The following is a 22,497-nucleotide window of genomic DNA, read 5'->3' on the forward strand; positions in this document are numbered from 1 at the left end:
AAGCCACCTAGATCAGGTATAGAAGAGTAAGTTTATCGCTAGATAACAGAGGGGATATCAATTAAAAAGTGAAATCAAAATCACAGAAACAAATTTTCAACATATTATTAACTAACGTGTGTTTTAGCATTTCATTTTTATTGTTACTTTTCGCCTTACTTCTCTAAAACTGAGTGGTTAGTCATATCAAATGCATACTGACGATCACTTCATTGGTGCATAAGATCTCATTTAAAAGTAGATAATTGCATAAATTTTGAATGAAAAATCATGTTCACCAAGCAAAATGGATTATCGAATTACTGAAATTTGAGCATAGAACCGCAAAAAGTTTGTTCTAGCATTGAGTCTTTCAATTGGATTTTAATATTACTAATTTTTAATTAATTAGCATTAAAAACCAATAGTTGAGAGATAACACAACCTTTACACAATTTTCAAAACTTGCATATTACGAACAAGCTTGTCATAAATAGACGCTGGATTAATAGTAAGGATGCAAAATGAGTAAGCTGTACGTTGGCTCCGAAGTCGGTCAATTAAGACGAGTTCTCCTAAATCGACCTGAAAGGGCACTCACCCACCTCACCCCTTCTAACTGTCATGAGTTACTCTTTGATGATGTACTTGCAGTAGAAGCCGCAGGTGAAGAACACGATGCCTTTGCGACGACACTTCGTAACCAAGACGTTGAAGTGTTATTACTGCATGACCTACTGGTTGAGACACTCGCTGTGGCTCAAGCTCGTGAGTGGCTACTGACTACTCAAATCTCTGATTTCCGTTACGGCCCTACATTCGCACGTGATTTAAGAGAATACCTTGCTCAAATGGACAACGAGCACTTAGCCACGATCCTACTGGGTGGTTTAGCCTACTCTGAACTTCCTATTAAATCTTCTTCAATGCTACCGAAGATGCACCGCCCGCTTGATTTCGTTATTGAGCCGCTACCCAACCATCTATTTACCCGCGATACTTCTTGTTGGGTTTATGGAGGTGTCTCTCTTAACCCGATGATGATGCCTGCCCGTCAACGAGAAACGAATCATTTGCGAGCAATTTACCGCTGGCACCCTGTATTCGCAGGCCAAGATTTCATTAAGCACTTCGGTGATGAAGATCTTCACTATGACAATGCGAATATTGAAGGTGGAGATGTTCTGGTTATCGGTAAAGGTGCCGTGCTTATCGGTATTTCAGAGCGTACTAAGCCACAAGGTGTTGAAAACCTAGCCGCTAGTTTATTCAAATCTGGTCAAGCTAAAGAAGTGATTGCGATTGATTTACCGAAGCACCGCTCTTGTATGCACCTTGATACAGTAATGACGCACATGGATATCGACACATTCTCAGTCTATCCAGAGATCGTTCGTAAAGACCTAGATACTTGGCGCTTAACGCCGAAAGAAAATGGCGAAATGCGAGTAGAGAAAGCTGAAAACTACCTAACAGCGATTGAAGGCGCACTGGACCTCGATCAACTGAAGATCATCACAACCGGTGGTGATAACTACGAAGCTGAACGTGAGCAGTGGAATGACGCTAACAACGTACTGACGGTGAAACCGGGTACGGTTATCGGCTATGAGCGTAATGTTTACACCAATGAAAAATACGACAAAGCAGGCATCGAAGTTCTGACGATTCCGGGCAATGAGCTAGGTCGTGGCCGAGGTGGCGCTCGCTGTATGAGTTGTCCTATCGAAAGAGACGGTATCTAAGCCACAAAACTCAATAAAGCAAACACACTAACTTATCTAGGCCAGTACCATTGTACTGGCCTTTCTTATCAAATTAATAAAATAAATATTCACAAATATAGCATTTTTATGTTTAACTGAGTTCTTCATTGATCCTATATACGCAAGGAGCGAGAGATGGCCTTTAATCTTCGCAATCGTAACTTTCTAAAACTTCTCGACTTTACTCCTAAAGAGATTCAGTTTTTACTCGACCTGTCTGCCGACCTTAAAAAAGCTAAGTATGCAGGTACAGAGCAGAAAAAGCTTAACGGTAAAAACATCGCTTTGATCTTTGAAAAAGCATCCACTCGAACTCGATGTGCTTTTGAGGTAGCTGCTTTTGATCAAGGTGCTCAAGTCTCTTATTTAGGCCCTTCTGGTTCTCAGATTGGTCAGAAAGAATCAATGAAAGATACGGCGCGTGTATTAGGTCGCATGTACGATGGCATTGAATACCGAGGGTTTGGCCAAAGCATTGTCGAAGACCTAGGCGCTTATGCCGGTGTACCGGTTTGGAATGGCTTAACCGATGAGTTCCACCCTACTCAGATCTTGGCTGATTTCCTCACTATGCTTGAGCATGGTCGTGGTAAACATCTACATCAAATCAGTTTTGCTTACCTAGGTGATGCACGTAACAACATGGGTAATTCTCTGTTAGTGGGTGCAGCTAAAATGGGTATGGATATTCGCCTTGTCGCACCTAAAGCATTCTGGCCAGAAGAGCACCTTGTCGAAGAGTGCCAAGCTATCGCACAAAGTACAGGTGCAAAAATCACGCTGACAGAAGACGTTGCTGAAGGTGTTAAAGGCTGTGATTTCCTTTATACCGACGTTTGGGTTTCTATGGGTGAAGCGCCAGAAGCTTGGGACGAACGTGTTGCTGTAATGACGCCTTACCAAGTGAATATGGATGTCATTAAGCTCACAGGTAACCCTCAAGTGAAATTCATGCATTGCCTGCCCGCTTTCCACAACAATGAAACCGTGATCGGCCAACAAGTTGCAGACAAATATGGAATGAACGGCTTAGAAGTCACTGACGAAGTCTTTGAATCGGATTACTCAATTGTATTTGATGAAGCAGAGAATCGCATGCATACCATCAAAGCGGTAATGGTTGCGACTCTGGGCCAATAGCGAATACTGAAAGTAAACAAAAGCTTGATGTAATCGCTTGCGCTCACAAATTGAAAGCGTATAATTCTCGGCAATTTGTCTGAGAGTAGTGAAAATGACGCCAAGCAATGTTGTGATAAAACATAATGATATTGTGAAAACACATAATAAAATTGTGAAAACACCAAATATTGCTCGCAAGCTAGCATGCTTGCCAGGCCGTCTATTCTGCTTTTCAGCACTTTTTTAAAGCCTCCCATTATGGGGGGCTTTTTTATGGCCAATACATTATTGTGGGGAAGAAGATCATGGCGAATTCGCTCTATCAAAAGCACATCATCTCAATTCCAGAGCTTTCTCGTGAAGAGCTAGAATTAATTGTTCAAACGGCAGGTCAGCTAAAGGCTGAACCAAACCCAGAACTCATCAAGAACAAAGTTGTTGCCAGCTGCTTCTTCGAACCTTCAACGCGAACTCGTCTCTCTTTTGAAACGGCTATTCAACGCATAGGTGGTGATGTGATTGGTTTCGACAGTGGTGGTAACACGTCACTAGCGAAGAAAGGCGAAACGCTAGCGGACTCGGTACAGGTTATCTCTTCATACGTTGATGCTTACGTAATGCGTCATCCTCAAGAAGGTGCTGCGCGTCTGGCTTCTGAGTTTTCTAACGGTGTACCGGTTATTAACGCAGGTGACGGCGCAAACCAACACCCAACACAAACGCTATTAGACCTATTCTCTATCGCTGAGACACAAGGCCGCCTAGACAACCTCAACGTTGCATTCGTTGGTGACCTTAAGTACGGCCGTACGGTTCACTCGTTGACTCAAGCGCTAGCGAAGTTCGATAACATCTGTTTCTACTTCGTAGCACCTGAAGCACTGGCGATGCCAGACTACATTTGCGAAGAACTTGATGAAGCGGGTATCAAGTATCAACTGCTGACAGACATGGAAGATGTCATTCCAGAACTTGATGTCTTGTACATGACTCGAGTTCAAAAAGAGCGCTTCGATGAATCGGAATACGCGCACATCAAATCAGCGTACATCCTGACTGCTCCGATGCTGGAAAATGCACGTGATAACCTAAAGGTTCTTCACCCTCTTCCTCGTGTTGATGAAATTACTGTCGATGTCGATAAAACACCTTACGCTTACTACTTCCAGCAAGCAGAGAACGGTGTTTACGCACGTGAAGCACTGCTAGCCCTTGTTCTTAACGAAACGCTGTAGAGGAGAGATATCATGTCTAAAGAGACTCAATTAAAAGTTGAAGCAATCAAGAACGGAACGGTTATCGACCATATCCCAGCCAACATCGGGATCAAGGTACTCAAACTGTTCGACATGCATAACTCAAATCAGCGAGTAACGATTGGCCTAAACCTGCCATCTTCTGCTCTAGGCGGCAAAGACTTACTCAAGATAGAGAATGTTTTTATCACTGAAGAACAGGCGAGCAAGTTAGCACTTTACGCACCTCACGCAACGGTAAACCAAATCGAAGATTACGAAGTGGTTAAGAAGCTACCACTAGAACTTCCTGAGCAAATCAATGATGTGTTTGAGTGTCCAAACACCAACTGTATTACTCACAATGAGCCCGTAGAAAGCAGCTTTAAGATCTTTGAAAAGAAAGAAGATATTCGATTGAAGTGTAAGTACTGCGAAAAAGTATTCTCTCGTGAGATCGTGACAGAAAGATAACGTCATACGGCAACGCCGATCGAACGCAAAAACTATTCAATACCTCGCCTGTGCGGGGTATTTTGCTCTTTACCTATCCTGAGTTTGAAGGCACACTAAAAATTGCTTTTTATCCAATAACTGACGGAATAACCAATGACTAAAGTACTTCACACAGAATCTGCTCCAGCTGCAATCGGCCCATACGTACAAGGTGTTGACCTTGGCAATATGGTTCTGACTTCTGGTCAAATCCCAGTAAACCCAGCAACTGGTGAAGTATCTGCTGATATCGCAGAGCAAGCTCGCCAATCTCTAGACAACGTTCAAGCGGTTGTTGAAGCTTCTGGCCTGACTGTAAAAGACATCGTAAAACTAACGGTATTCGTTAAAGACCTAAACGACTTCGGCACAGTAAACGAAGTTTACGGTAAGTTCTTTGATGAGCACGGTGTTGCAAACTACCCTGCACGTTCATGTGTTGAAGTAGCTCGTCTACCAAAAGATGTAGGTATCGAGATCGAAGCTATTGCGGTTCGCAAATAGGTTCTTCCTCTAGAATTAACGGTTTCTAGTAAACAAGTTGGCATGAAGCTGAGCGTTTATCAGATACAAAAAAGGTTGCCCAATTGGCAACCTTTTTTATTGTTCATCGTTTCACTTAGATGATTACTTCTTATTAAGCTCAATCACTTCTTTGTCTAACTCTTCAAGCTTAGCAGCCATCTGCTCACGGGCTAAGTTAGCCAGTTGACGAACATTAGACTTATCGTAATCTTCAGTGCTGATTGGTGGTAGCATTTCAACAATCACATGACCATTGTTCCAACGGTTCAGCTTCACGCCACCAGTTGAGCTACACACGATAGGGATAATAGGTAAGCCAGCGCCAATCGCAGCATGGAAAGCACCCGTTTTGAATGGCAACAAACCACGACCACGAGAACGAGTCCCCTCAGGGAACATCCATACTGAAACATCACTCTCTTTAAGGCTAGTAACCACTTGGTCAATCGTACCTACCGCTTTGCTGCGGTTAGCTCGGTCGATTAGGATATTACCCGTCAACCAGTATAGCTGACCAAAAAGAGGCATCCACGCTAGGCTTTTCTTGCCTACTGTCACAACTTTAGGTGTTACCGCTGATGAAATCGTGAATAGATCCCAGCTGTTTTGGTGGTTTGCAACGTAAACATGTTGGCCACGAGAGTAAGCATCTTCCGGGATGCGAAGCTCTAACTTCATGCCAAAGATTTTCGACATGCGACCGAAATAACGGCCAAAGGTAAATACATGTTTCGGGTTACGTGGGCTTAATAGACAATAGCCACAACCAAATACAAACATAAGAATCGCAAATATCGCCACTGCGAAAATACGTAATATTGCTATCATTTTGTTCCTCACAACCGCCAAGTTGATTCATCTATTCACACAGAATAGGCAATAGATTCACTTGCGGTAAATACAACTATAAAAAAGCCGAAACCAAGGTTCCGACTTTTATGTTTTCATCTTACTGATTCATGAATCCACTAACCTAAGTTAGTTCGACTCGCTAAATCGTGTAATGTTTGCGCCTAAAGCTGAAAGTTTATCTTCAATCTTATCGTAGCCACGATCGATGTGATAAATACGGTCAACGATAGTTTCACCTTGGGCAATACAGCCAGCAATAACTAGACTCGCAGATGCACGAAGATCCGTTGCCATTACTTGAGCGCCGCTTAACTTCTCAGTTTCACCACAGATAGCCGTGTTGCCTTCGATTTCTGCTTTTGCACCCATTCGCTGTAACTCAGGAATGTGCATAAAGCGGTTTTCAAAGATAGTCTCAGTGATAACACCACTGCCCTTCGCCATCATGTTGAGCAGAGTAAACTGTGCTTGCATGTCGGTTGGGAAACCTGGGTGAGGTGCTGTTACGATTTTCACCGCTTTCAGCTCACGATCTGTCATATCAAGGCTGATCCAGTCTTCGCCCGTTTCAACCTTCGCACCCGCTTCTTCAAGCTTCGCTAATGCAGCTTCAAGAAGATGAGCGTTGGTGTTGCGACAAACCACTTTACCGCCAGAAACAGCAGCAGCAACAAGGAACGTCCCCGTTTCGATACGGTCAGCAACCACAGAGTGATGACCACCACCAAGACGCTCAACGCCTTCGATAGTAATCGTATCTGTACCTGCGCCAGAAATCTTAGCACCTAGTTTGTTTAGGAAATCAGCCGTATCAACAATCTCAGGCTCACGCGCTGAGTTATCTAATACAGTTGTACCTTCCGCTAGCGTTGCTGCACACATGATAGTAATCGTAGCGCCTACGCTTACTTTATCCATCACGATGTGCGCGCCTTTCAAACGGCCGTCAACACTTGCTTTTACATAACCATCTTCCAACTTAATGGTCGCACCTAATTGCTCTAGGCCATGGATATGTAAATCAACAGGTCGAGCGCCAATTGCACAACCACCAGGAAGTGACACTTGACCTTCACCAAAACGAGCGACTAGAGGACCTAAAGCCCAAATAGAAGCACGCATTGTTTTTACTAAATCATAAGGCGCACAAAATTCATTAATCTCGCTGCCATCAACATGAACACTACCGTTACGTGATACTTTTGCGCCTAAACGCTTAAGTAGTTCCATCGTAGTATCGATGTCACGTAGGTGAGGAACATTACTCACTTCAACCGGCTCTTCAGCAAGGATTGAGGCGAATAAAATAGGTAGCGCTGCATTTTTTGCGCCTGAGATCGTCACTTCACCGCTTAACGGCTTATCCGATCCAATAACTCGAAACTTTTCCATCATAAACCTTAAAGTGACATCAGTTTCTTATCACGTTCCCACTCTTCTGGCGTGAAAGCCTTAATAGAAAGAGCATGGATGTCATTGCGTTGAATGTATTCCATTAGTGGGCCGTAGATTAGTTGCTGCTTCTTAACTCGATTCATGCCGTCAAAACATGCATCAACCGCAACAACTTCGTAATGACTGCCTTCACCCTTCACGAAAATCTCCTGAAGGTTCAGTGCCGCTGCTAATAATTCTTGTACTTTTGTGCTGTCCACAAATAGCTCCTGCCTAATTTTTTATGTGTTCTGCCATCATTGGCTGGATATTGCTCAATTGGAACAACGTTCGTAATTGTTCTGGCACGAAACTGAGCATTATATGACAGTTTTGATTTTTTGCATGCTCTAATAAGTGAATTAGCATCACCATTCCTGCTGAATCGACTCGATTTATATGGCTAAGGTCAATTTCAACGCTCGATTCCGTCGTTTGCCACTTTTCCAATATACGCCAGATTGCAGGGACACTGTCTCGGTCTATATCACCGAGCAGCTGATACTCTTTAGAGCTTAGTGCTTGCCATTGAGAGTGGCTCATTATTTATTACTCTCAAAACGAATCGGTTGTGCTGCAAGTTTCTCTAATTCATCAGCAACTTGTAAAATGCCTTCTTGACGAATTTTAGTATTCCACTCTGATTGCTTGCTCGATAATAGGCTAATACCTTCAGCAACCATATCAAACGCCTTCCACTCGCCCGACTTCTTGTCTTTGCGTAACTTAAATTCAAGCTTAATGTTTGGTCGCGGCGTATCTATGATACTAACCTTAATACTGGTAATACGACTATCTGCTTTGATTTTTGGTTCTGGACCAAATTCAATCGTCTGATCTGTGTACTGAGTCAGTACTTGAGCATAAGAAGATACAAGGTATTTACGGAACGCATCGATAAACACGCCTACGTCTTTTCTATCCGCGCCTTTCAAGTTTGGACCTAGCAGTTTAAGAGCCGCATATTGAGCATTAACATAGGGCATCAACTCTTCTTCCACAATGACCTTCAATAACTCAGGATCTTGCTGGATATTCTCTTGCTCACTCTTCAAACGATCAAATGCCACTTCAGCAACTTGCGTCATCATCTGATAAGGCTGAGTGCGATCAATCGATTCTGAAGCAAAAACTTGAGCAGAAACAAGTGAAGCCATTGCGACCATAAACATTGATTTCAAGTAACCGATAGCTTTTAAATGACTAATATCTTTTAAATGACTAATAGTTTTCAACATCATCTTACTCCTTAGCTTCGCTGTCATCAGAGCCACCAACGCTATACAGCACTTGGCCAATCAAATCTTCTAGTACTAATGCTGACTTGGTGTCTTCAATAGAATCACCATCAACCAACATCTCTTCATCATCAAAAATGAAGCCAGGAACCAGACTGATGTACTGCTCACCGATTAAGCCAGACGTTAAGATTTGAGCACTAGAGGTATCTGGAAATTGTGAGTACTTCGCATCAATAGATAAATCAACGACAGGGAGGTAACTCTCGCTATCAAGCTCAATACTTTTAACTCGACCGACAACGACGCCACCCACCTTCACTGGAGAGCGAACTTTTAGGCTACCAATGTTGTCAAAGGTCGCTTTTAGATTGTAAGTATGGTTCGAACCTAAGCCTTTTACGTCAGCGACTTGAAAGATCATGATTAAGATTGCGCAAATTCCGACAATAACAAAGGTGCCGACCCATAATTCTAATTTTCGAGTTTGTTGCATGATTAATTCCCAAACATCAATGCGGTAAGAACAAAATCTAGCCCTAATACCGCTAGAGAAGAGTGCACTACAGTGCGTGTGGTTGCCTGACTAATACCTTCTGAGGTCGGTACCGCATCATAACCATTAAAAAGTGCGATCCAAGTTACTGTGATAGCAAAGACCATACATTTGATCGTGCTGTTACCAATATCTCGACCTAGCTCAACGGAAGACTGCATCGCAGACCAGAAACTGCCGTGGTCAATGCCCTTCCAATCAACACCAACTAACTGAGCCCCCCAAATCCCGACCGCCATAAAGATCATGGCGAGCAGTGGCATTGAGATAAGCCCGGCCCAAAGGCGTGGCGCAATAATGCGTTTGAGAGGATCGACGGCCATCATTTCAAGGCTAGAGATCTGTTCGGTTGCTTTCATTAAGCCGATCTCAGCCGTTAACGCTGAACCTGCGCGGCCTGCAAACAATAACGCAGTCACCACTGGGCCCAACTCACGTAACAATGAAAGCGCGACCATTTGACCAAGATTACCCTCAGCACCGTAGTCGATTAACACGACATAGCCTTGCAGGCTGAGCACCATGCCAATAAACAAACCCGAAACTAAAATGATAGCTAATGACTGAACACCAACGCTATAAAGTTGTTTAACGAATAAAGGGAAATTCTTTAGTCTCGGGATTCCAAGCAAAGCCCCAAATAACATCAGGCTTGCTCGACCAAATGACTCACAGATCGCAAGTGTTCGCTTACCGACACCCGCAATAGCTTTAACAATCATATTAAAACAAATCCTCTTTTAAGCTCTTCGCAGGAAATCTAAACGGCACAGGGCCATCCGCGTCACCTTGCAAAAATTGCTGCACTCTCGGATCGCTGTTGTTGTACAACTCATCAGGCGCACCAGCAGCAATGATTTTTCCATCAGCCATCAGATAAACCCAATCGGCAATACTCATCACCTCAGGCACATCGTGAGAAACGACAATAGAGGTTAAGCCCAAAGCTTGATTGAGATTGCGGATCAGCTCAACCAAGACGCCCATAGTGATCGGGTCTTGGCCAACAAATGGTTCATCGTACATGATGAGTTCAGGATCCAGTGCGATCGCACGGGCCAACGCAGCACGTCTCGCCATCCCACCAGACAATTCACTCGGCATCAATTGCGCAGCACCTCGTAACCCTACTGCTTCAAGCTTAAGTAATACGATGGTACGAATGAATTTTTCGTTAAGTTCAGTATGCTCTCGCAGCGGAAACGCCACATTATCAAAGACATTAAGATCAGTAAAAAGTGCACCCGATTGGAAAAGCATGCTCATTTTCTTGCGGGCTTGATATAGCTTACGACGTGATAATGCAGGGATATTGTCGCCATCAAACCAAATTTCGCCCTCATCTGGCGGTAATTGTCCGCCAATCAAACGCAGCAAGGTCGTTTTACCGATCCCTGACGGGCCCATGATGGCGGTTATTTTGCCTTGAGGCACCTCTAAACTGATGTCATCAAAGATAACGCGCTCACCGCGTGAGAAGCTGAGGTTCTTAACTTTCACAAGCTCAGTGTTCAACATATTTTTGTTGTTTCCTTGCTTTAAAATACGCCAATTATGGCTGCAATAATAATGAGTCTACTTTAGAATTAAAAGCACTGTTCAATTAATTCATATTAAACAGAAATCTATGCAGGAATTTGAAAGCATTAGAAAATTATCTATTGAGCTCTCTTTCTTGCCTGCTAACTGGTAATTAATTTGCCGAGTGACTTCCCTTTTATCTAGCAACAAGTCAAAATTAGCGGTTAATTCTCCGTTTTTTATTAATTTTTAGGAATCATCATGCTTGAAGCGATTGCGTTTCTTATTATCGGTCTAGGTTTTTTGGTGTGGAGCGCAGATAAACTGGTTTATGGAGCCGCTGCTCTTGCTCGCAACTTTGGTATCTCACCATTAGTTATCGGTATGACGATTCTAGCAATGGGGTCTTCAGCTCCTGAAATGATGGTTTCAGCAACAGCTGCTCTTGATGGAAAAACAGATACAGCTGTAGGTAACGTTCTCGGTTCTAACATCGCCAACATCGCACTGATTTTGGGTATTACAGCGCTTATCAAACCGCTATCAATTAGCTCTGGTGTGATTCGCCGTGAACTACCATTGATGATTGGTGTGACTCTACTAGCGGGCGCTTTGCTGTGGGACAACCATTTAGGGTTCTACGAAGGCGTATTGTTGTTTGTTCTTTTTGCCGCATTCTTATTCGCGATGCTGCAAATCAGCCGCAGTGAGAAAAAGAACGGCGATGCCTTCCTTGAAGAACAAGAATCTGAAGTTCCTGAAGGCGTGAGCAACCCTAAAGCCGCAATGTGGGTGGTAGTTGGTCTGATAATTCTGCCTCTAGCTGCCAACATGTTGGTTGATAACGCGGTTGTTATCGCGAAGTTCTTTGGCATGAGCGACCTTGTGATTGGTTTAACCATTATTGCCGTTGGTACAAGTCTGCCTGAGCTAGCAGCATCACTTGCTGGCGTAATGAAGGGTGAAGATGATATGGCCGTGGGTAATATCATTGGCTCGAACGTATTCAACATCCTTGCTGTTATGGGTATCCCTGGCATCCTCAACCCTTCAGTCTTGAGCGAGTTTGCGATGGGGCGTGATTTCTGGGTAATGCTAGGTGTATCGCTACTTCTTGTTGTAATGGCACTAGGTAAATCACGTAGTGTGAATCGTATTGAAGGCGGTGTGTTAATAGTGACATTCGTGGCCTACCAAGCTTACCTACTTATGAACATGTCAGCTTAATTATTGATTTAACTTCCCGTACTTGGAGTATTTAATGTCTCAGTCATTCGATTATCGCAGTGTTGCAAAGCAAGTTTTGGAAACCGAAGTTGCAGGTCTTACTCAATTGGACCAATATTTTAATGATGACTTTTGCAAAGCTTGCGACCTTATCCTGAACAACAAAGGAAAAGTGGTTGTGATGGGCATGGGAAAATCTGGCCACATCGGCAAAAAAATAGCAGCAACACTAGCAAGTACTGGGACATCCGCTTTCTTCGTACACCCCGGGGAGGCTGCGCACGGTGACTTAGGAATGATCGGGGCTGGCGATGTTGTGATAGCAATATCCAACTCTGGCGAATCAGGTGAAATCCTAAGCTTATTCCCGGTATTGAAGCGTTTGAACATCAAGATTATCAGCATGACAGGTAAGCCAGCATCAAACATGGCGACTTTGTCTGATATTCATTTACAAATATCAGTGCCAGAAGAAGCGTGCCCATTAGGGCTTGCACCAACAACCAGCACCACGGCAACCTTGGTGATGGGAGATGCATTAGCCGTCGCACTGTTACAAGCCAGAGGCTTTACTGCGCAAGATTTTGCTTTGTCCCACCCTGGCGGCGCTTTGGGTCGACAACTATTATTGAAGCTTGAAGATATCATGCATACGGGCGATGCACTTCCAGTGGTAGCACCGGAAGCATTGGTACGAGACGCTCTTTTGGAGATATCTCAAAAAGGCTTGGGGATGACGGCAGTCGTGGGTGAAGACGGTCTAATGGCCGGTATTTTTACTGATGGTGATTTGCGCCGTATCCTAGACAAGCGCATCGATATCCATGATACGCAGATCGGCGACGTGATGACGCTAAATCCGACGGTAGCAGAACCAAACATGCTCGCGGTTGAGGGTTTGAACTTGATGCAAGCTAAGAGCATCAATGGCCTAATGCTGTGCCATGAAGGCAAACTAGTCGGAGCGTTAAACATGCATGACTTACTGAAAGCAGGAGTAATGTAATGACACAGACAGTCGAAACTCTATACGGCACGGTAGATTCAGAAGTGTTTGCCGTAGCAAAAGAGATCAAATTGCTTATTTGCGATGTCGATGGCGTATTCTCAGATGGTCGCATCTACATGGGCAACAACGGTGAAGAACTGAAAACCTTCCACACTCGTGATGGCTATGGCATTAAGTCACTGATGAACGCTGGTATCGAAATCGCGATCATCACTGGCCGTAAATCTCAAATTGTTGAGAATCGAATGACCGCTCTCGGTATTAAGCTTATTTACCAAGGTCAGGATGATAAAGTTAAGGCATACCAAGATATTTGCGATAAGCTTTCTGTAAATCCTGAAAATACGGGCTACATCGGAGACGATCTGATCGACTGGCCTGTGATGGAAAAAGTTGGCTTGAAAATATGTGTTGCAGATGGTCATCCACTACTTGCAAAGCGTGCAAATTACGTGACAACCATTAACGGTGGTCACGGTGCGGTACGTGAAGTTTGCGACCTTATTTTACAAGCAAGAAATGAACTCGACGTGCATAAAGGTTTAAGCATATGAGTTTTACTCGTATTATCTATTTAATACTCATATTTATTGCCTCTTGGTCGACCTATTACTTGTACGACAAAGAGCAAACATCAACGATACAAGTGGCTCCAAATTTGGAGCTGCCCGCGTTTAGTGGCAAAAGTCTAAACAACATTAGCTATGACGAAAGCGGTATTCGTAGCTATCAGGTTGAATCGACGTATTTAGAACACTACTCAGTGGTTGGCGATACGCACTTTCAAAACCCGGTTCTTTCGGTATTCCGAGAAGGGCACACGATTGAATGGCAAGTCACCGCTGATCGCGCGATTATGGATGAGAATCAAGTTGTCACGTTTTATGACAACGTCGTGGCAAAGAACCTGTTGCCAGAAGCCAGCTTCGATACAATGACCACAGATAAAATGGTTGTTGAGCTGCCTAGCCGAGATTTTTATTCAGAGACTCCGGTCCATATGATCGGTACATTTTTTGAAACTGAGGGACAAGCAATGAAAGGTAACTTCGGTACCAACAATGCAACCCTCTTTAATTCTGTTCAAGGTAGATATGAAACTCTTACACCTTAGTTTATTCGCTTTGACCCTTGCGGCGCCTAATGTCTATGCCCTTTCTTCGGATAGCGAGCAACCTGTCTACATTGACTCAGACAGCCAGCAATTGGATATGAAAAGTAACCAAGTGACTTTCCTTGGTGATGTAAACCTTAAGCAAGGCAGCATCAATATCAATGCCGATAAGGTTATTGTTACCCGCAACGCCGTAAACGGTGAGATTGAAGAAATTCAAGGCTTCGGTAAGCCAGCGACCTTCTCTCAACTGACTGACGACGGGAAGACACTCTACGGTGAAGCTGATGACTTACATTACCAGCTTGTTGCCGACAAATTGATCATGACTAAGAATGCAATGCTATCTCAAGATGGCAGCATCATTCGTGGCTCTAAGATCACCTACCAGATCGGCTCTCAAAAATTAGTCGCTGACAGTGGTGAAAACAAACGAGTGTCAACGGTTTTACAACCAACGGAAGTGAATAAGTAACGATGGCTGTTCTTAAAGCAAAAAACCTAGCGAAAACCTACAGTAAGCGCAAAGTTGTTACCGATGTAAGCTTGCAGGTAGAGTCAGGCCAGATCGTTGGTCTGCTTGGCCCTAACGGTGCGGGGAAAACGACCTCTTTCTATATGATAGTTGGCCTGGTTGCGCGTGATGAAGGAACTATCAGCATTGACGACCGTGACATCAGTATCTTGCCAATGCACAGTCGTTCTCGTCTTGGTATCGGTTACCTACCGCAAGAAGCATCGATTTTCCGTAAATTGTCTGTTGAGAACAACATCATGGCCGTTTTACAAACCCGTGATGAGATGACTAACGAGCAGCGCCAAGATAAGCTGGAAGACCTTCTAGAAGAGTTTCACATCCAACATATCCGCACCAGTAATGGTATGGCTCTGTCAGGTGGTGAGCGTCGTCGTGTGGAGATTGCTCGAGCTCTAGCAGCAAACCCGCAATTCATTCTGCTGGATGAACCGTTTGCCGGTGTTGACCCGATCTCAGTTATCGATATCAAGAAAATCATTGTTCACCTACGCGATCGCGGCTTGGGCGTTTTGATTACCGATCACAACGTTCGTGAAACATTAGATGTGTGTGAAAAAGCTTACATCGTAAGCCAAGGACACCTGATCGCTGAAGGTACTCCTGAAGATGTTCTCAATAACGAACAAGTTAAACAAGTTTATCTAGGCGAACAATTCCGTCTATGATTATATAGAGAGTATCGAGAGTTCTAAGAATAATAACTAGGTAAGTCACACTGAATGAAACCCTCATTACAACTTAAGCTAGGCCAACAGTTAGCAATGACTCCTCAATTGCAGCAAGCGATTCGTTTGTTGCAATTGTCTACTTTAGATTTGCAGCAAGAGATTCAAGAAGCACTTGAATCTAATCCACTACTCGATGTCGAAGAGGGCAATGAAGATACGCCTACATCGGAAGAGAAACCTAGCAGTGACGAGAAAGAAACAGTTGAAGCCACAGAGCAAGATTTACCTGATAGTTCAGACTTAATCGAAAAATCAGAAATTGGCAACGAACTAGAAATCGACACAACTTGGGAAGACGTCTACAGCGCCAACACAGGTAACACTGGTATTGCGATTGATGACGACATGCCTGTTTATCAAGGCGAAACGACTCAAAGCCTACACGATTACCTACTTTGGCAACTCGACCTAACACCATTTTCTGAAACTGACCGAAGCATTGCTTTCGCGCTGATTGATGCCATTGATGACTATGGCTACCTCACCGTATCTTGTGAAGATATCCTTGAAAACTTCGATAGCGAAGAAGTAGAGCTTGATGAGATTGAAGCCGTCCGCAAACGAGTTCAGCAGTTTGACCCGCTGGGTGTCGGTTCAGTGAACCTACAAGATTGCTTGTTACTGCAACTGGCAACCTTTCCCCAGGATACCCCTTGGCTTAACGAAGCTAAGTTAGTACTTACTAGCCACATCGACCAACTCGGTAACCGCGATTACAAATTAGTCATCAAAGAAACCAAGCTGAAAGAAGCGGAACTGCGTGAGGTTCTACAGCTGATTCAGCAACTGGATCCTCGACCTGGCAGTAAGATTACACCGGACGAAACTGAATATGTGGTTCCAGACGTAACGGTGTTCAAAGATCTTGGAAAGTGGTTAGTCACCATTAACCCTGATAGTGTCCCTAAGCTGAAAGTAAATCAGCAATATGCCGCTCTTGGTAGCAAGGGCAGCAGCGCAGACAACCAATTCATTCGCTCAAATTTGCAAGAAGCAAAATGGCTAATCAAAAGCTTAGAAAGCCGAAATGAGACGCTACTCAAAGTTGCGCGATGCATTGTTGAACATCAGCGTGATTTCTTCGAACATGGCGAAGAAGCGATGAAGCCAATGGTTCTGAATGATGTTGCGTTAGCCGTTGATATGCACGAATCCACGATCTCTCGTGTGACGACTCAAAAATTCATGCACACGCCACGTGGCATCTTCGAACTCAAATACTTTTTCTCAAGCCATGTCAGCACTGACAATGGCGGTGAATGTTCATCTACAGCAATTCGCGCACTCATTAAGAAGCTTGTCGCAGCGGAAAATACCGCTAAGCCTCTCAGTGACAGTAAGATTGCTGCTTTACTGGCTGACCAAGGAATTCAGGTAGCTAGACGTACCATAGCGAAATACCGTGAGTCTCTGGGCATTGCCCCATCGAGTCAGCGTAAACGCCTGCTATAAGCTAATTTAGTTAGCTATTTAGTTAACTATTAATTTAGTTATAACCTGGCAACCAACTGAAAAGGAAAGTCTATGCAAATCAATATTCAAGGCCATCACGTTGATCTTACCGATTCAATGCAAGACTATGTTCGCACTAAATTCGACAAACTTGAGCGCTTCTTTGATCATATCAATAGCGTTCAGGTTGTTTTAAAAGTTGAGAAAATCAATCAAATCGCGGAAGCTACCCTGCATATAAATCAGGGGGAAATCCATGCGACAGCAACTGATGAAAGCATGTATGCCGCGATTGATTCATTGGTTGATAAACTCGTCCGCCAACTCAACAAGCACAAAGAAAAGCTAAGTAGTCACTAACATGCAATTAAGCGAAGTACTTTCATTGGACTGCACCAAAAGTGCAGTCCAATGCACAAGCAAAAAAAGAGCCCTTGAGCTCATCAGTCAAATCGCCGCTGAAAGCTGCGGTCAAGATTCAACAGAACTGTTTGAGTGCATGTTGAGCCGTGAAAAGATGGGCAGTACTGGTATCGGTAATGGCATCGCTATTCCGCATGCTCGTATGAATGTCAGTGATAAAGCGATTGCTGTATTACTGCAATGCCAAGAACCCATCGAATTTGATGCGATTGATAACCGTCCTGTCGACCTATTATTTGCTCTGCTTGTTCCTAGTGAACAATGTAAAGAACATCTAAAAACCCTTTCTTGTATGGCAGAACGACTTAACGATAAGCAGACCCTTAAACAGTTGCGTAATGCTCAAAGCGATCAAGAGCTTTACGACATCATGATCCAAGTGCCAACTTGCGAGCAATAACATGCGATTAATCGTTGTGAGTGGCCAATCTGGGGCCGGTAAAAGTGTTGCGTTACGAGTCCTTGAAGACTTGGGGTATTACTGTGTTGATAATCTTCCAGTAAACCTGCTAAGCGACTTCGTCGAATCGGTACGCGAGATCAATCAAAACGTCGCTGTTAGCATTGATATTCGCAACCTACCGAAAGAACCGCAGTTAGTTACAGAGACACTAGAACAACTTGAAGCCGCCACTGATATTGATGTGAACGTTTTGTTTCTAGACGCAAGTAAGCAAACGCTACTCAAACGCTACAGCGAAACACGCAGAATCCACCCTTTATCGATCGGTCAGGAAAAGCTATCTCTTGAGCAAGCGATTGATTTAGAAAAGACACTCCTAACACCTCTCGCAGAGCAAGCCAGCATTGTGATTGACAGCAGTGACTGCAACCTCTACGAATTGAGCGAAAAGGTTCGATTTAAAGTTGAAGGCAAAGAGAAGCAAGAGCTGATCATTGTCTTTCAATCTTTCGGTTTCAAATACGGACTACCAAGTGATGCAGACTATGTGTTTGATGTTCGCTTTTTGCCGAATCCTCACTGGGAACCCGCACTACGACCATTAACGGGTCTTGATGCACCCATTCACTCTTTTCTTGAAAAACACTCAGAAGTTCTTGAACTCAAGCAGCAAATTCAAGGCTTTGTTGAGCAGTGGTTGCCAATGTTAGAGAAGAATAATCGCAGTTATCTAACGGTCGCTATTGGTTGTACTGGCGGTAAACACCGCTCGGTTTACCTAACTCAGAAAATTGGTGAATACTTCGAACAACTTGGCCATCAAGTTCAAATCAGACACGCCTCCCTAGAGAAGCACCAACAGGGCTAACCATGGAATTAACTCGAACTGTACTGATCCAAAATCGCTTGGGTCTTCACGCTAGAGCAGCCGTAAAATTGGTTGAGCTTGCACAAAGCTTTGATGCAACCATCACTATCCATAGTGAAGAAGATAAAACGGCAACAGCAGACAGTGTAATGGGGCTACTTATGCTGGAGTCGGCGCAAGGGCAACACATCACTATCCAAGCCGCAGGCACCGATTCACAGCAAGCGCTTGATGCCGTTTGTCACCTAATTGAAGACCGGTTTGATGAGGGCGAGTAGCAAAAAACGCTTCACTCACAACATCTAAAACTCAAACCACGCATCAACCAATATTAATTCTTAGTTCTACCTAAGTTAATGATTTAAATAAGCCCCAGAATTAAGTTACTATTCCAAGCATTGTTAGAATAATGAGATAGGAGGAAAATATGGCAGAGCAATTAGAATTCGACCAAGCTCACCAAACCCTCCAAGAAGTCAGCGAAGCCCTAGAAAACGGCCGATTTGTTCACGTACGCCGACAACTTCAGGATATGGAACCTGAAGATATTGCACACCTTTTAGAAGCCTCCCCTCGCAAAAGTCGTGATGTACTCTGGCAACTCACCGATCCTGAAGACTACGGTGAAATTCTTGATGAACTAAACGAAGATGTCAAAGATGCTCTTGTGTCAAAAATGGCACCAGAAACCTTGGCAGAAGCAACCGAAGGTATGGAAACCGATGACGTCGCGTACGTACTTCGAAGCCTACCTGACGATGTTTCTCGCGAAGTCCTTTCCCAAATGGACTCCGTTGACCGTGCATTAGTAGAGACCGCCCTTTCGTACCCTGAAGATTCAGCGGGTGCGTTAATGAACACCGACGTAATCACGATCCGCGGTGATGTCGATGTTGAGGTCGTACTGCGTTATTTACGTATGCGTGGTGAATTACCTGACGCTACCGATGCATTATATGTTATCGATGACGACGAACGCCTCATTGGTAACCTATCGCTCAGCACACTGATTACGACTCAGCCTGATGTGTCTGTTTCAGAAGTGATGGAAGATGCCGACGAAGCGATCGCCGTTGAAACCAGTGCCTCTGATATCGCCAGCCTGTTCGAACGTCGTAACTGGGTGTCAGCTCCTGTTGTCGATGTAAATCAACATCTTGTAGGTCGTATCACGATCGATGACGTGGTTGATGTTATCCGTGAAGATGCCGAGCACTCAATGATGAGTATGGCGGGTATGGACGATGACGAAGATACCTTCGCACCGGTCGTAAAATCCGCTCGTCGTCGTAGTGTATGGTTAGGCGCAAACGTTTTGGCAGCACTCGCGGCAGCGTCTGTGTCGAATATGTTTGAGGCCACACTGAATGAGATGGCCGCGATTGCTGTTTTGATGACTATCGTACCGTCCATGGGTGGTGTTGCAGGTAACCAAACCGTCGCTCTAGTGATTCGTGGTTTAGCGCTTGGTCACATTGGTGACAGTAACAAACGCGAACTGCTACTCAAAGAAGCCTCTATCGGCTTCCTTAACGGCATTCTATGGGCCGTTATCATTGGCGGCATAGTGGTTGCTTGGAAAGGCAATTGGATCTTGGGAGGCATCATCTCAGCAGCGATGATGACAAACTTGATTGTCGCGGGTATCGCCGGTGTAACCATTCCTGTGATGCTGAAGAAGATGAATATCGACCCTGCCCTTGCAGGCGGTATGGCTCTGACCACAGTAACCGATGTGATTGGCCTATCGGTATTCTTAGGCTTAGCCACCATTCTTATCTAACTCATGCTTATCTAACTCATACATATCTAGTGTAATAAACAGATAGCCTATTCTAAGATGGGATGCTGAATACAAAAAGGGAGCCAGAGGCTCCCTTTTTAATATGTCAGATTTACGCTTCAGGTTTGAACTTCAGATTTAAACTAAAGCAAATTAAGCAAATTACTCACCCGCGACTTTCATCGATTCAAGCAAGATAGAACCGGTTTGAATTTGTGAACGAGTTTCAACGTCGTTACCTACCGCTACAATCTGAGTGAACATATCTTTTAGATTGCCCGCAATCGTCACTTCCGATACTGGGTATTGGATCTCTCCGTTCTCAACCCAGAAACCTGCAGCACCACGAGAATAATCACCTGTCACGGTATTAACGCCTTGACCCATCACTTCAGTCACAAGGAAGCCTGTACCTAACTCTTTTAGCATTTGCTCAAAGTTTTGACCGGTCGATTTAACGAACCAGTTATGAATACCACCCGCATGACCTGTTGGTGTCATATCCATTTTACGTGCGGCGTAGCTCGTTAGCAGGTAAGTTGCTAACACACCATCGGTGATGATTTCACGATCTTGAGTGTAAACACCTTCGCTATCGAATGGGCTTGAAGCCAAACCACGTAAGATATGCGGACGCTCAGAGATATTGAACCAATCTGGCAAGATTTTCTGACCTAGATGATCCAGTAAGAACGAAGACTTACGGTAAAGGTTACCACCGCTAATTGCCATCACAAGGTGGCCAATTAGACCTGTAGCAACATCGTTCGCGAACATAATTGGATATTGGCCTGTTGGTAGCTTTTTAGCATCCAAACGGCTGATGGTTTTTTCTGCCGCTTCTTGACCAACACGCTCAGGCGCCCATAGCTCATCACGATGACGTGCAACGGTGTAGCTGTAGTCACGTTCCATTTCACCATTAGCGCCTTGTCCAATCACACAGCAGCTCGTGCTATGGCGACTTGAGGCGTAGCTTGCTAGTAAGCCATGGCTGTTACCATAAACCTTAACACCATAATGACTGTCGTAGCTTGCACCATCACTTTGTTTGATCTTGTCGCTATAAGCTAGCGCTTGCTTCTCAGCAGCAATCGCAATCTCAGCGGCATAGTCAGGGTTTGGTTCATCAGGGTGGAAAAGATCCAAATCTGGAATTTCTTTTACCATGTATTCTTTTGCGGCAGGACCTGCAAATGGGTCTTCAGAAGTGTACTGAGCGATATCAAGCGCAGCCGCTACTGTTTGAGCAATTGCCTTTTCACTCAGATCAGATGTAGATGCGCTGCCTTTTTTCTGGCCGCGGTAAACAGTAATACCTAGAGCACCATCACTATTAAATTCAACGTTTTCCACTTCACACATACGTGTTGAAACACTTAAACCCGTTGACTTAGTAATAGCGACCTCAGCTGCGTCTGCACTCACTGATGCCATATCCAACGCTTTAGCTACTGCGGCTTCTAGCTCAACTCTTTGCTGGGCGACTTGCTGTTTTACATCCATATCTATTCTAATTTTTTAGGTCAATATTACGTAGGATAACAAGAATTTCGCTTTCTCCCCAAGATTCTTGCTAAAATAGGCAATATATTCGTTTGAGATAGTGACATAGGCAGAAAAGATGGCTCGCAAAAACCAAAAAGCCCCATGGGAACCAGAAGAAGAAATCATCTGGGTAAGTAAGACAGAAATGAAAACGGACATGGATGCCCTGCAAAAGCTGGGAGAAGAGCTTGTTGAACTAAAGCCTTCTATTCTTGATAAGTTCCCTTTGTCTGAAGACCTGGCACAAGCGATTAAAGATGCACAACGCTTTAAAAATGAAGCAAAGCGCCGTCAGCTTCAATACATTGGCAAAGTAATGCGCAATGTAGATCCAGAGCCAATTCAAGCGGCTTTAGATAAAATTCGCAACAAACACTCTCAAGCAACAGTTGAACTGCACAAACTAGAACAACTGCGTGACCGCGTTGTTGCAGAAGGCGATGCTGCCATTTCTGACGTTATGGAAATGTACCCTGAAGCAGACCGTCAACGTCTTCGTCAGCTAGCTCGCCAAGCTAACAAAGAGAAATCAGCGAACAAGCCAGCGAAGTCTTCTCGCGAGATCTTCCAAATCTTAAAAGAGCTAAAGCAAGGCGAATAACCTTCGTCTCCTTTTACTCAGAAAGATAATAAAAGACCTAGCACATGCTAGGTCTTTTTGTTTTCGACTTACTCAATATC

27 protein-coding genes are annotated in these 22,497 nt (G+C 44.2%); 18 read left to right on the forward strand and 9 right to left on the reverse strand.

What is annotated here, in order from left to right; genetic code table 11:
• The first annotated feature begins 503 nt into the window (after nt 1-503).
• The 5 genes from arcA to NX845_RS19315 all read left to right on the forward strand — a co-directional run bounded on the left by arcA (nt 504) and on the right by NX845_RS19315 (nt 5,101).
• A complete protein-coding gene (gene arcA / locus NX845_RS19295) occupies nt 504-1,724 on the forward strand; it encodes an arginine deiminase (protein ID WP_004735323.1) in 1,221 nt (406 codons plus the stop codon).
• Nucleotides 1,725-1,880: 156 nt separating this feature from the next.
• A complete protein-coding gene (locus NX845_RS19300; protein ID WP_004735322.1) occupies nt 1,881-2,885 on the forward strand; it encodes an ornithine carbamoyltransferase in 1,005 nt (334 codons plus the stop codon).
• 287 nt (nt 2,886-3,172) lie between these two features.
• Complete coding sequence (pyrB, locus tag NX845_RS19305) at nt 3,173-4,102, forward strand: aspartate carbamoyltransferase (protein WP_004735321.1); 930 nt, start codon at nt 3,173-3,175, stop codon at nt 4,100-4,102.
• A 12-nt stretch (nt 4,103-4,114) separates the two neighbouring features.
• Nucleotides 4,115-4,576 (forward strand): aspartate carbamoyltransferase regulatory subunit, encoded by a 462-nt coding sequence (gene pyrI / locus NX845_RS19310; RefSeq protein ID WP_004735320.1) that lies wholly within the window; start codon nt 4,115-4,117, stop codon nt 4,574-4,576.
• Nucleotides 4,577-4,711: 135 nt separating this feature from the next.
• Nucleotides 4,712-5,101 carry a RidA family protein gene (locus NX845_RS19315; protein WP_004735319.1) on the forward strand — a complete coding sequence of 130 codons (390 nt, stop codon included), beginning with the start codon at nt 4,712-4,714 and terminating at the stop codon, nt 5,099-5,101.
• A gap of 123 nt (nt 5,102-5,224) precedes the next feature.
• Here the strand turns inward: NX845_RS19315 and NX845_RS19320 are convergent, their stop codons facing one another.
• The 8 genes from NX845_RS19320 to mlaF form a co-directional block, all read right to left on the reverse strand.
• Nucleotides 5,225-5,950 carry a 1-acylglycerol-3-phosphate O-acyltransferase gene (locus tag NX845_RS19320; RefSeq protein WP_029222177.1) on the reverse strand — a complete coding sequence of 242 codons (726 nt, stop codon included), beginning with the start codon at nt 5,948-5,950 and terminating at the stop codon, nt 5,225-5,227.
• Nucleotides 5,951-6,100: 150 nt separating this feature from the next.
• Nucleotides 6,101-7,366: a UDP-N-acetylglucosamine 1-carboxyvinyltransferase gene (gene murA, locus NX845_RS19325; protein ID WP_004735317.1), complete on the reverse strand. Its 1,266-nt coding sequence runs from the start codon at nt 7,364-7,366 to the stop codon at nt 6,101-6,103.
• Between the two features lie 8 nt (nt 7,367-7,374).
• A complete protein-coding gene (gene ibaG, locus NX845_RS19330) occupies nt 7,375-7,629 on the reverse strand; it encodes a BolA family iron metabolism protein IbaG (protein WP_004735316.1) in 255 nt (84 codons plus the stop codon).
• 13 nt (nt 7,630-7,642) lie between these two features.
• Nucleotides 7,643-7,951 carry a lipid asymmetry maintenance protein MlaB gene (locus tag NX845_RS19335; protein ID WP_004735315.1) on the reverse strand — a complete coding sequence of 103 codons (309 nt, stop codon included), beginning with the start codon at nt 7,949-7,951 and terminating at the stop codon, nt 7,643-7,645.
• Nucleotides 7,951-8,580 carry a phospholipid-binding protein MlaC gene (locus NX845_RS19340; RefSeq protein WP_136973692.1) on the reverse strand — a complete coding sequence of 210 codons (630 nt, stop codon included), beginning with the start codon at nt 8,578-8,580 and terminating at the stop codon, nt 7,951-7,953. Before NX845_RS19340 ends, NX845_RS19335 begins: the two co-directional genes overlap by 1 nt.
• Nucleotides 8,581-8,650: 70 nt before the next feature.
• A complete protein-coding gene (gene mlaD, locus NX845_RS19345; RefSeq protein ID WP_017089961.1) occupies nt 8,651-9,142 on the reverse strand; it encodes an outer membrane lipid asymmetry maintenance protein MlaD in 492 nt (163 codons plus the stop codon).
• A 2-nt stretch (nt 9,143-9,144) separates the two neighbouring features.
• The gene (mlaE, locus tag NX845_RS19350) at nt 9,145-9,924 is read right to left on the reverse strand and encodes a lipid asymmetry maintenance ABC transporter permease subunit MlaE (protein ID WP_017089960.1); all 780 of its coding nucleotides are present in this window, start codon (nt 9,922-9,924) and stop codon (nt 9,145-9,147) included.
• Nucleotide 9,925: 1 nt separating this feature from the next.
• On the reverse strand, nt 9,926-10,720 hold the full coding sequence (mlaF, locus tag NX845_RS19355; RefSeq protein ID WP_004735311.1) for a phospholipid ABC transporter ATP-binding protein MlaF: 795 nt from the start codon (nt 10,718-10,720) through the stop codon (nt 9,926-9,928).
• Between the two features lie 264 nt (nt 10,721-10,984).
• On the opposite strand from mlaF, the gene NX845_RS19360 reads away from it, so the two are divergent.
• From NX845_RS19360 to mgtE, 12 genes are all read left to right on the forward strand, one after another.
• Nucleotides 10,985-11,950, forward strand: a complete 966-nt coding sequence (locus NX845_RS19360; RefSeq protein WP_004735309.1) for a calcium/sodium antiporter — start codon at nt 10,985-10,987, stop codon at nt 11,948-11,950.
• A 34-nt stretch (nt 11,951-11,984) separates the two neighbouring features.
• On the forward strand, nt 11,985-12,956 hold the full coding sequence (locus NX845_RS19365) for a KpsF/GutQ family sugar-phosphate isomerase (RefSeq protein ID WP_017080888.1): 972 nt from the start codon (nt 11,985-11,987) through the stop codon (nt 12,954-12,956).
• A complete protein-coding gene (kdsC, locus tag NX845_RS19370) occupies nt 12,956-13,513 on the forward strand; it encodes a 3-deoxy-manno-octulosonate-8-phosphatase KdsC (RefSeq protein ID WP_017080887.1) in 558 nt (185 codons plus the stop codon). Before NX845_RS19365 ends, kdsC begins: the two co-directional genes overlap by 1 nt.
• Nucleotides 13,510-14,073, forward strand: coding sequence for an LPS export ABC transporter periplasmic protein LptC (gene lptC, locus NX845_RS19375; protein ID WP_004735306.1), 564 nt, complete (start codon nt 13,510-13,512; stop codon nt 14,071-14,073). Before kdsC ends, lptC begins: the two co-directional genes overlap by 4 nt.
• Complete coding sequence (lptA, locus tag NX845_RS19380; RefSeq protein WP_004735305.1) at nt 14,054-14,548, forward strand: lipopolysaccharide transport periplasmic protein LptA; 495 nt, start codon at nt 14,054-14,056, stop codon at nt 14,546-14,548. Before lptC ends, lptA begins: the two co-directional genes overlap by 20 nt.
• Nucleotides 14,549-14,550: 2 nt before the next feature.
• Nucleotides 14,551-15,276, forward strand: a complete 726-nt coding sequence (gene lptB / locus NX845_RS19385; protein ID WP_004735304.1) for an LPS export ABC transporter ATP-binding protein — start codon at nt 14,551-14,553, stop codon at nt 15,274-15,276.
• Nucleotides 15,277-15,330: 54 nt separating this feature from the next.
• Entirely contained in the window at nt 15,331-16,791 is a 1,461-nt protein-coding gene (locus NX845_RS19390; RefSeq protein ID WP_004735303.1) for an RNA polymerase factor sigma-54, read from the forward strand.
• Between the two features lie 72 nt (nt 16,792-16,863).
• On the forward strand, nt 16,864-17,151 hold the full coding sequence (gene hpf, locus NX845_RS19395) for a ribosome hibernation promoting factor (RefSeq protein WP_004735302.1): 288 nt from the start codon (nt 16,864-16,866) through the stop codon (nt 17,149-17,151).
• Between the two features lies 1 nt (nt 17,152).
• On the forward strand, nt 17,153-17,614 hold the full coding sequence (gene ptsN, locus NX845_RS19400; RefSeq protein ID WP_017107765.1) for a PTS IIA-like nitrogen regulatory protein PtsN: 462 nt from the start codon (nt 17,153-17,155) through the stop codon (nt 17,612-17,614).
• Between the two features lies 1 nt (nt 17,615).
• On the forward strand, nt 17,616-18,485 hold the full coding sequence (gene rapZ / locus NX845_RS19405) for an RNase adapter RapZ (RefSeq protein ID WP_004735300.1): 870 nt from the start codon (nt 17,616-17,618) through the stop codon (nt 18,483-18,485).
• A gap of 2 nt (nt 18,486-18,487) precedes the next feature.
• Nucleotides 18,488-18,763, forward strand: coding sequence for an HPr family phosphocarrier protein (locus NX845_RS19410; protein ID WP_004735299.1), 276 nt, complete (start codon nt 18,488-18,490; stop codon nt 18,761-18,763).
• A gap of 149 nt (nt 18,764-18,912) precedes the next feature.
• Nucleotides 18,913-20,268 carry a magnesium transporter gene (mgtE, locus tag NX845_RS19415; RefSeq protein ID WP_004735298.1) on the forward strand — a complete coding sequence of 452 codons (1,356 nt, stop codon included), beginning with the start codon at nt 18,913-18,915 and terminating at the stop codon, nt 20,266-20,268.
• Nucleotides 20,269-20,430: 162 nt separating this feature from the next.
• Here mgtE and pmbA read toward each other — a convergent pair whose 3' ends face one another.
• Entirely contained in the window at nt 20,431-21,774 is a 1,344-nt protein-coding gene (gene pmbA, locus NX845_RS19420; RefSeq protein ID WP_004735297.1) for a metalloprotease PmbA, read from the reverse strand.
• A gap of 118 nt (nt 21,775-21,892) precedes the next feature.
• On the opposite strand from pmbA, the gene yjgA reads away from it, so the two are divergent.
• Complete coding sequence (gene yjgA / locus NX845_RS19425) at nt 21,893-22,417, forward strand: ribosome biogenesis factor YjgA (protein ID WP_004735296.1); 525 nt, start codon at nt 21,893-21,895, stop codon at nt 22,415-22,417.
• Nucleotides 22,418-22,497: the final 80 nt, after the last annotated feature.

It is taken from the genome of Vibrio sp. NC2, from assembly GCF_025195005.1.
In the GTDB taxonomy this organism is placed as follows: Bacteria; Pseudomonadota; Gammaproteobacteria; order Enterobacterales; family Vibrionaceae; genus Vibrio; species Vibrio splendidus.